Raw genomic sequence first — 4,375 nt, forward strand, 5'->3', positions numbered from 1 at the left:
GTGGCGCATCTCGATGCCGCCCACCAGCGCGCCGAACACCTGCTTGCCGTCGCGCTCGCCGGTGGCGAAACCGCTGCCATCGGCGAGGTAGCGCGATGCGTCGTATTGCAAGGTGCCGTAGCCGAGCACGCCGTCAAGGAAGACGCCCTTGCTTGGACGCAGGCTGCCATACACGGCCGCCACGGCGCTGTCGGCCGTGCTGCGGCTGCCGTTCTGGCCCACGTCGCTGCGGTCATGGCTGAAGCCGGCGCCCACACCCACGGTCGCCAGGTCGCTGAGGCGGTAGTCGCCGCCCACGCTCACGCCGTTGGTGCGGAAACGGAAACCCGTGTCGCGGCCGTTCACATAGTGCTGGCCAAAGTCCACCGCGCCACCGAGCCACAGAGCCAGCGCCTGCTTCTGCGTGTCGGGCTTTTGCGGCATGTCCGGCAAGCCGCTGGTGGCGCCGCTGACATCGACCTGCTGCCGTTCATCGCTGCTGAAACCGGCGCCTGGCTGGCGCAAGGCCGCCTTGCGCATGAACGGTTTGACGGCCGTGCCGAACACGCGGTCCGCTTCATCCGCCTGCCAGCGCGCCAGCGCCGCCGTCGGATTGCCGCTGTCGTTTGGCGGCGTCAGGCTCAGGCCGAAGCTGGAACGCCCCCAGCCATCGCCATGCAGGCTTTCCAAGCGCTGCGTGAAGTTCGACAGCTGTGCGCTGGCGAAACGCCGCGCCGCGTCCGCTTGCGCCGCCTGCAGGCCGATCACTTCCGGATCGACCGACGGATCGCGCCGCGCCGTCACCGTCACGTTGACGACACCCGGCTTCGAGGTGGCATACGCATTGCTCAGGGTGTAGCTGACGACGGCCGCGCCGGCGAACTTGCCCGAGGCCGCAAAGCTCAGCTGGTACGACGGCTTGCCGGCCGTGCCCACATCGCGCACCACCACCTTGCCCGCTTCCGCCGGCGCCACGCTCAGCACATTCGCCGCCGTGAACGGGCCACCCGTGGCGCCCGCCGTCAGGTCGACATTGACCGTCAGGCCGGCCACCACCGTGACGCTCTGGCTGAGCACTTGCGGCATCGGATTGACGGTAATCGTCGAGGTCACCGGCGCCGAGGTGCCGAAGGCGTTCGACACGGTATAGCCGATGCGGATCTCGCCGCTGGTATTGATGCCTGGCGTGTAGACGATGTCCATGCCATTGACCACCGCCGTGCCGCTGGCAGGTTGCGTTGTGATGGCCACGGCCGTGAACGGCCCGCCCGTGGCGCCTTGCGTCACATTCAAGGTCACCGGCGTGCCGGCCAGGACCGTCGCCGTCTTGGCGACAGGTACGGGGACGGGCCGCGGCGCCACCGTCACGCTGACCGTCGCGGGGGCGGAGGTGCCGCCCGGACCCGTCGCCGTGTAGCTGAAGGCGTCCGGACCGAAGTAGTTGGCATTGGGCACATACATCACCTTGAAGGCGCGATTGCCGCCGCCCGCCGCGCCGCTCGACACCACCGTGACGGTGCCATGTTGCGGCGGCGTGACGATGGTCACTGCCGTGATCGGGCTGCCATCCGTGGAGGCGATGGTCAAACTCACTTCCTGGTTGGCCGACGTCGTCGCCGTTTCATTGGCCACCGGCGGCGGCGCCTGGTTCACCAGCAGGGTCAAGGCTTGCTGCACCGTGAACTGGTGCGCGTCCTTCGCCTGCACGGTGAAGTTGTAGCTGCCCGCCACCGTCGGCGTGCCGCTCAACACACCGGTCGCCGCATCGAGCGCCAGGCCCGCCGGCAAGGCGCCGCCGCTCACGGCATATGCATACGGCGCCACGCCGCCGCCAGCCGTGAATGCCTGGCTGTACGCGTCGCCGGCACGGATCGCCGCCAGGCTGGCCGGCGTCAGGCTCAAGGTGGGTTCCGCCACGGCCAAGGTGTAGCTGTTGGTGGCGCTGAACGGCGCCCCCACGCCCGTGCTGCTGTCCTTGACCTGGATGCTGACCGGGAAGCTGCCCGCCACATTGGTGGTGCCGGACAATACGCCGGTCGCCGCATTCAAGGTCAAGCCGGCAGGCAAGGTGCCGCTGCTGATGCTGAAGGTATGTGGCGCCGTGCCGCCCGCCGCCGTCAGGGTTGTGCTGTAGGCCGCTTCCGCCGTTGGATTGGGCAGGCTGGCTGGCGTCAGGCTGACCGTGGCCGATGCGACAGTCAGCGTATAGCTTTGCGTGCCGGTGAACTGGTGCGCATCTTCCGCTTGCACGGTCAAGGTAAAACTGCCGGCCGCCGTCGGCGTGCCGCTGAGCAAACCGCTGCCGTTCAGGGTCAGGCCGGCAGGCAGGTTGCCGCTCGAGACCGTATAGACATACGGAGCGATGCCGCCGCTGGCCGTCAGTTGCTGGCTGTACGCCGTGGCGACAGTCGCCGCCGGCAGCGTTGCCGGCGTGACCGTGATCGTCGGCGCGCCGACGCTCAAGGTATAACTGTTGGTGGCGCTGAACGGCGCACCCGTGCCCGTGCTGCTGTCCGTGACCTTGATGCTGAACGGGAAACTGCCCGCCACATTCGTCGTGCCGGACAGTACGCCCGTGGCCGCATTCAGGCTCAGGCCAGCGGGCAAGGTACCGCTGCTGACGCTGAAGGTGTACGGCGCCGTGCCGCCCGCTGCAGTCAGGGTGGCCGTGTAGGCCGCTTCCGCTGTCGCATTGGGCAAGGTGGCTGGCGTCAGGCTGATATTGGCCGACGACACCACCAAGGTGTAGCTTTGCGTGCCGGTAAACTGGTGCGCATCGGCCGCTTGCACGGTCAACGTGAAACTGCCACCCGCCGTTGGCGTACCGCTGAGCAAACCACTGCTACTCAGCGTCAGGCCCGCAGGCAGGCTGCCTGCCGACACCGTGTAGGCATAGGGAGCGACGCCGCCGCTGGCCGACAATTGCTGGCTGTATGCCGTGGCCACTTTCGGCACCGCCAGCGAACCTGGCGTCACCGAGATTACGGGGGCAACGACTGTCAAGGTATAGCTGTTGCTGGCACTGAACGGTGCCCCCGCGCCGGTGCTGCTGTCCGCGACCTTGATGCTGACAGGGAAGCTGCCGGCCACATTGGTCGTGCCGGACAGCACGCCGGTGGCCGTATTCAGGCTCAGGCCGACGGGCAAGGTGCCACTGGTCACACTATAGGTATACGGCGCCGTGCCGCCCGTCGCCGCCAAGGTCGCAGTGTAGGCTGCCTCCGCCGTCGGATTGGGCAAGGTGGCCGGGGTCAGGCTGACGCTAGGATTGCCTACTGTGACCGTCACTGTGGCTGACGCAGACGTGCCGCCGGCATTGCTGGCCGTATAGATAAAACTGTCTGGCCCGGCATAGCCTGCCGTCGGCGTGTAGGTGATGCTGGTGCCGCTGACCGTCGCCGTGCCGTGGCCGGCGGCGGAGGCCACCGCCACCGACGTCGCCGCGCCGCCGCTCAGATTCAGGGTGATCGGATTGGCGCTGCTGCCGTACGCCACCGTCGCGCTGACGGCGCCGGCAATGGGCACGCTGGGCGTCACCGTGATCGTCACGACGGCAGCCGCCGACGTGCCGCCACCATTGCTGGCCGTGTAAGAGAAGAAGTCCGGCCCGGAATAACCTGCCGCCGGCGTGTAAGTGATACTGTTGCCGCTGGCCGTCGCCGTGCCGTGGCCGGCGGCGGAGGCTACCGCCACCGACGTCGCCGCGCCGCCGCTCAGGTTCAGGGTGATCGGATTGGCGCTGCTGCCATACGCCACCGTCGCGCTGACGGCAGCGGCAACGGGCGCGCTGGGCGTTACCGTGATCGTCACAGTGGCCTCCGCCGAAGTGCCGCCGCCATTGCTGGCCTTGTAGGTGAAACTGTCCTGCCCGGAATAGCCTGCCGCCGGCGTGTAGCTGATGCTGGTGCCGCTGGCAGTCGCCGTGCCATGGCTGGCGGCGGCCACCACCAACACCGATGTCGGCGCGCCGCCGCTCAGGCCCAGTGAAATCGCGGTGGCGCTGCTGCCATAGGCCACCGTAGCACTGACATCGCCAGCGATGGGCGCGCTGGGCGTTACCGTGATCGTCACGGTGGCCTCCGCCGAAGTGCCGCCGCCATTGCTGGCCTTGTAGGTGAAACTGTCCTGCCCGGAATAACCTGCCGCCGGCGTGTAGCTGGTGCTCGTGCCGCTGGCAGTCGCCGTGCCATGACTGGCGGCGGCCACCACCACCACCGATGTCGGCGCGCCGCCGCTCAGGCCCAGTGGAATCGCGGTGGCGCTGCTGCCATAGGCCACCGTGGCACTGACATTGCCAGCGATGGGTGCGCTGGGCGTTACCGTGATCGTCACGGTGGCCTCAGCCGAAGTGCCGCCGCCATTGCTGGCCTTGTAGGTGAAACTGTCCTGCCCGGAA

General features: G+C 68.1%; 1 protein-coding gene. It reads right to left on the minus strand.

Translation table 11 applies throughout. From position 1 onward, the window contains the following. A partial coding sequence (locus tag VM94_RS27495; RefSeq protein WP_200899266.1) for a putative Ig domain-containing protein occupies window positions 1–4,375 on the minus strand: 4,375 nt, incomplete at both ends.

Origin of the sequence: Janthinobacterium sp. KBS0711, assembly GCF_000988085.1 — a bacterium.
Classification (GTDB): Bacteria; Pseudomonadota; Gammaproteobacteria; order Burkholderiales; family Burkholderiaceae_D; genus Janthinobacterium; species Janthinobacterium lividum_E.